The organism is Fulvivirga aurantia (assembly GCF_009711475.1).
In the GTDB taxonomy this organism is placed as follows: domain Bacteria; phylum Bacteroidota; class Bacteroidia; order Cytophagales; family Cyclobacteriaceae; genus Fulvivirga; species Fulvivirga aurantia.
In genome coordinates this window covers 1-3,942 of record NZ_SMMD01000554.1, presented here as the reverse complement: position 1 = coordinate 3,942, position 3,942 = coordinate 1, and the positions used below count along the sequence as shown (strand labels likewise).

At 40.5% G+C, this 3,942-nt stretch carries 6 protein-coding genes; 5 read left to right on the top strand and 1 reads right to left on the bottom strand.

Annotation, left to right across the window (positions count from 1 at the left end; translation table 11 throughout):
* The 5 genes from hisH to E1176_RS04510 all read left to right on the top strand — a co-directional run.
* Positions 1-522, top strand: a 522-nt coding sequence (hisH, locus tag E1176_RS04530) for an imidazole glycerol phosphate synthase subunit HisH (protein WP_155209383.1), incomplete at its 5' end; no start/stop codon positions are given.
* A 15-nt stretch (positions 523-537) separates the two neighbouring features.
* Positions 538-1,257: a 1-(5-phosphoribosyl)-5-[(5-phosphoribosylamino)methylideneamino]imidazole-4-carboxamide isomerase gene (gene hisA / locus E1176_RS04525; protein ID WP_155209382.1), complete on the top strand. Its 720-nt coding sequence runs from the start codon at positions 538-540 to the stop codon at positions 1,255-1,257.
* Positions 1,250-2,002: an imidazole glycerol phosphate synthase subunit HisF gene (gene hisF, locus E1176_RS04520; protein ID WP_155209381.1), complete on the top strand. Its 753-nt coding sequence runs from the start codon at positions 1,250-1,252 to the stop codon at positions 2,000-2,002. The genes hisA and hisF overlap by 8 nt, the downstream gene beginning before the upstream one ends.
* Positions 1,999-2,604 carry a bifunctional phosphoribosyl-AMP cyclohydrolase/phosphoribosyl-ATP diphosphatase HisIE gene (hisIE, locus tag E1176_RS04515; protein ID WP_155209380.1) on the top strand — a complete coding sequence of 202 codons (606 nt, stop codon included), beginning with the start codon at positions 1,999-2,001 and terminating at the stop codon, positions 2,602-2,604. The genes hisF and hisIE overlap by 4 nt, the downstream gene beginning before the upstream one ends.
* Positions 2,605-2,688: 84 nt before the next feature.
* Entirely contained in the window at positions 2,689-3,375 is a 687-nt protein-coding gene (locus E1176_RS04510) for a nitroreductase family protein (protein ID WP_155209379.1), read from the top strand.
* Between the two features lie 64 nt (positions 3,376-3,439).
* On the opposite strand, the gene E1176_RS20520 is transcribed toward E1176_RS04510, so the two are convergent.
* A partial coding sequence (locus tag E1176_RS20520) for a hypothetical protein (protein WP_185152626.1) occupies positions 3,440-3,942 on the bottom strand: 503 nt, incomplete at its 5' end.

Below are 3,942 nucleotides of genomic sequence, written 5' to 3'. Positions count from 1 at the left end.
GGCATTGAACCCATCTTAACTGACGATTGGGAAGAGCTACAATCTGCTGATCGTGTGATATTCCCAGGTGTGGGTGAGGCCAGCACCACTATGCAACGGCTCAATGAAAATAAACTTTCTGATTTAATTAAAGGCCTTAAGCAACCTGTATTAGGCATTTGCCTCGGCATGCAGTTGATGTGTAAATCATCTGAAGAAGGGAATGCACAAGGCATGGGCATTTTTGATGTGGATGTAAAACGCTTTAAACCTGAAAATGGCGAAAAAGTACCACATATGGGCTGGAACGACTTGTCACAGACAAATGGCAGCTGGATTACGAATAATATTGAGGATAATAACATGTATTTTGTCCATAGCTACTACGTACCACTGTGTGAGTTTACTGCTGCTCAGTGCGATTACATATTGCCATTTAGTGCTGCCTTGCAAAAGGACAATTTCTACGCAACTCAATTTCACCCTGAAAAATCAGACAAACAGGGTGAGCAACTCTTGAAAAATTTTATTGAACTACCTTAAGCACCTTATCACACAATGAGAATAATTCCAGCTATAGATATAATAAATGGACAGTGCGTACGCCTCACGCAAGGCGACTATGATCAGAAAAAAGTATACAATGAAAATCCACTTGAGGTGGCTAAAATGTATGAAGATGCAGGTATCAAGTACTTACATCTTGTAGACCTTGATGGTGCTAAAAGTGGCCATATCGTAAACCATGAAGTATTAGAATCAATTACATCAGAAACCAGCCTGATTGTAGATTTTGGTGGTGGTGTTAAGAGCGATGAGGACATCAAAATTGCCTTAAATGCAGGAGCCGCTCAGGTAACGTGTGGAAGCATAGCAGTAAAAAACCCTGTTAAGGTATTGGAGTGGGGCGATGAGTTTGGTGCAGACAAAATCATCATTGGCGCTGATGTAAAAGAAAGAAAAATTGCAGTTCAAGGCTGGACAGAGTCAACAACTTTATCAGTTGAAGATCTTTTGCATAAGTACTTATCAGATGGCTTTGAGTACGTGATTTGCACTGATATTGCTACCGATGGTATGTTGCAAGGGCCCAATATCGAGCTCTACAGAGAGCTTTTAGAGACATTTCCTGTAATTAAACTGATTGCCAGTGGTGGCGTAAGTAGCATGGGTGATATTGAGAAACTAGACCAATTAGGCATTGAAGGTGTAATTATAGGCAAAGCCATTTACGAAAATAAAATTTCACTTAAAGAATTAGAGCAATACAATGCTTAAAAAACGAATTATACCTTGCCTCGATATAAAAGACGGCCGTACAGTAAAAGGAATAAATTTTGAAGGCCTTCGAGATGCTGGTGACCCGGTTGAGCTCGCTGCCCTATATGCACAGCAAGGTGCCGATGAGCTGGTTTTTCTAGATATTTCCGCAACCAACGAAAGAAGAAAAACTCTTGCTGACCTTGTGAAAGCCATCGCTAAACACGTGAACATTCCATTTACAGTAGGTGGTGGTATATCAAGTGTAGAAGATGTGGCCCCTCTCCTACTCAGTGGTGCAGACAAAGTAACCGTTAATTCCTCAGCCGTATACCGACCAGAACTTATAGACGAACTGGTACAGGCCTATGGTAGCCAATGTATTGTGGTAGCCATAGACGCCAGGCAGGTAGATGGTCAGTGGATTGTACACACTCATGGTGGTAAGAAGGCTACAGACAAAGAGTTATTTAGCTGGGCCAAAGAAGTCGAGGAGCGAGGTGCTGGTGAGATTATGTTTACCAGCATGGATCATGATGGCACCAAAGATGGATTTGCCAATGAGGCCTTATTCAGGCTTTCTAAAGAAGTGACTATTCCAATTATAGCCTCTGGAGGTGCTGGAAGTATAGATCACTTTGTAGATGTCTTTGCCAACGGAAATGCCGATGCCGCTTTGGCTGCCAGTATTTTCCATTTTAAAGAAATAGGTATTCCAGACTTAAAAGCATATTTAAACACTAAAGGATTTCCGATTAGATGATAGAATTACAAACAACACCTGATTTCAATAAGCTCAATGGATTGATTCCTGCGATCATTCAGGACTATTATACCAATAAGGTTTTGATGCTCGCTTTCATGAATAATGAAGCTTTAGAGAAAACAAAAGCAGAAGGAAAAGTAACTTTCTACAGCCGATCAAAAGAGCGACTATGGACAAAAGGTGAGACTTCCGGCAATTTCCTAAACGTAGAGTCCATGGAGTTGGATTGTGATAATGACACCCTGCTTATTATGGCCATACCGGAAGGGCCGGCTTGCCACAAAGGAAACGACACCTGTTTTGGTGAGAAAAAGAATACATCTACTGACCTTGGTTTTCTGGAGGCAACGATTCAAAATCGTGTTCAAAATCCTAAAAAAGGCTCTTATACCAATAGTTTACTAGATTCAGGCATCAATAAAGTGGCTCAAAAAGTGGGTGAAGAGGCCGTAGAATTGGTAATTGAAGCAAAGGATGATGACGAGGCTTTATTTCTAAACGAAGCTTCTGACCTGATGTATCACTATCTGGTATTGTTGGCGGCAAAAGGTTATAGCCTAAATGATGTAATTGATGTGCTGAAGGAGCGACATGGCTAATAGTCCTTTAAAATGTCAGTCTTCTTACAAAATTTGAGGCTATTGATTTCTTATTATTGCGCTTTAAGTTATACGGTAAAAATTATGGCGAAAATTAAGATTATTGACGGTTACGAGTTTGTTGAATATAAAAAGGACACTTATCCGGAAGATGAAGTAGTGCAACGCAGTGCATCTTTTTATGGATGGATGGACAAACGCAGGACCGTTCGTGATTTTTCTGATAAGCCTATTCCAAAAGAAGTAATTGATAACATCATTAAAACAGCTTCTACAGCACCTTCTGGAGCTCATAAACAGCCATGGACTTTTGCCGTAATCTCAAACCCTGACTTAAAAAAGAAAATAAGAGAGGCTGCCGAAAAGGAAGAGTACGAAAGCTACAACAGCAGGATGAGTGAGGAGTGGTTAGATGACCTTCGCCCTTTGCAAACAGACTGGCATAAGCCATTTTTAGAAATTGCTCCCTACTTAATTATCGTTTTTAAAAAGGCTTATGATTTAGATGAGAAAGGAAAGAAGCATAACAATTACTATGTAAACGAATCTGTAGGTCTGGCAGGTGGCTTTTTATTAACAGCCATTCATCATGCGGGTCTTGTTGCGCTTACTCATACACCTAGTCCCATGAATTTTCTTACCAAACTTCTAGACCGGCCTGCCAATGAAAGACCGGTATTACTTATCCCTGTGGGCTATCCCGTAGAAGAAACTTACGTACCCAAGCTGGAAAGAAAACCCCTTGATGAGGTGGCAGTTTATTATGAATAAAAAAGGCCTCAAAAGATCACTCAATAAGTGCTTTTGAGACCAATGTTTACAAGTTGAAATATTCTTAATAATTTCTTGCGTAGATCACCACATGCTTCAACATGTTTTTGGTGAATGCATACGATAACCCTTTGCCTATATATGATTTGGAGGGATCTGATGAAAGAAATGAGACCGAGTTAGGCACCTGTCGCTGCCATGAACCCGATGGACTAAGAGAACCCGGAACAATAAGCGCCATGTGGCCAAGGCCATCGTCACCCATATAAATGGCGATGGTAGCTTTTTTCTGATTAGCCAGCTCTTGTGCTTTAACCAGGGCTTTTGTGTCATATGCCGGCCCAAGATTGGTCCAGTTACCATTCTCTTTTAAGTAATCTGCCATCTCATTGGTGGTAAAATATCTTTTGTTTTTCTCAGAATAGAAATCATCGATATTGTAAACTTTATTTAGGGCAAGACCCTGCGCCTCGAAGCATGCATCTTTGCACTTTTCAAATTCTGTTAAAACAGACTTTAAATCAGCCTCCCAATTGCTATTAAACTTTTGAGCAAAGCCTGACGAAT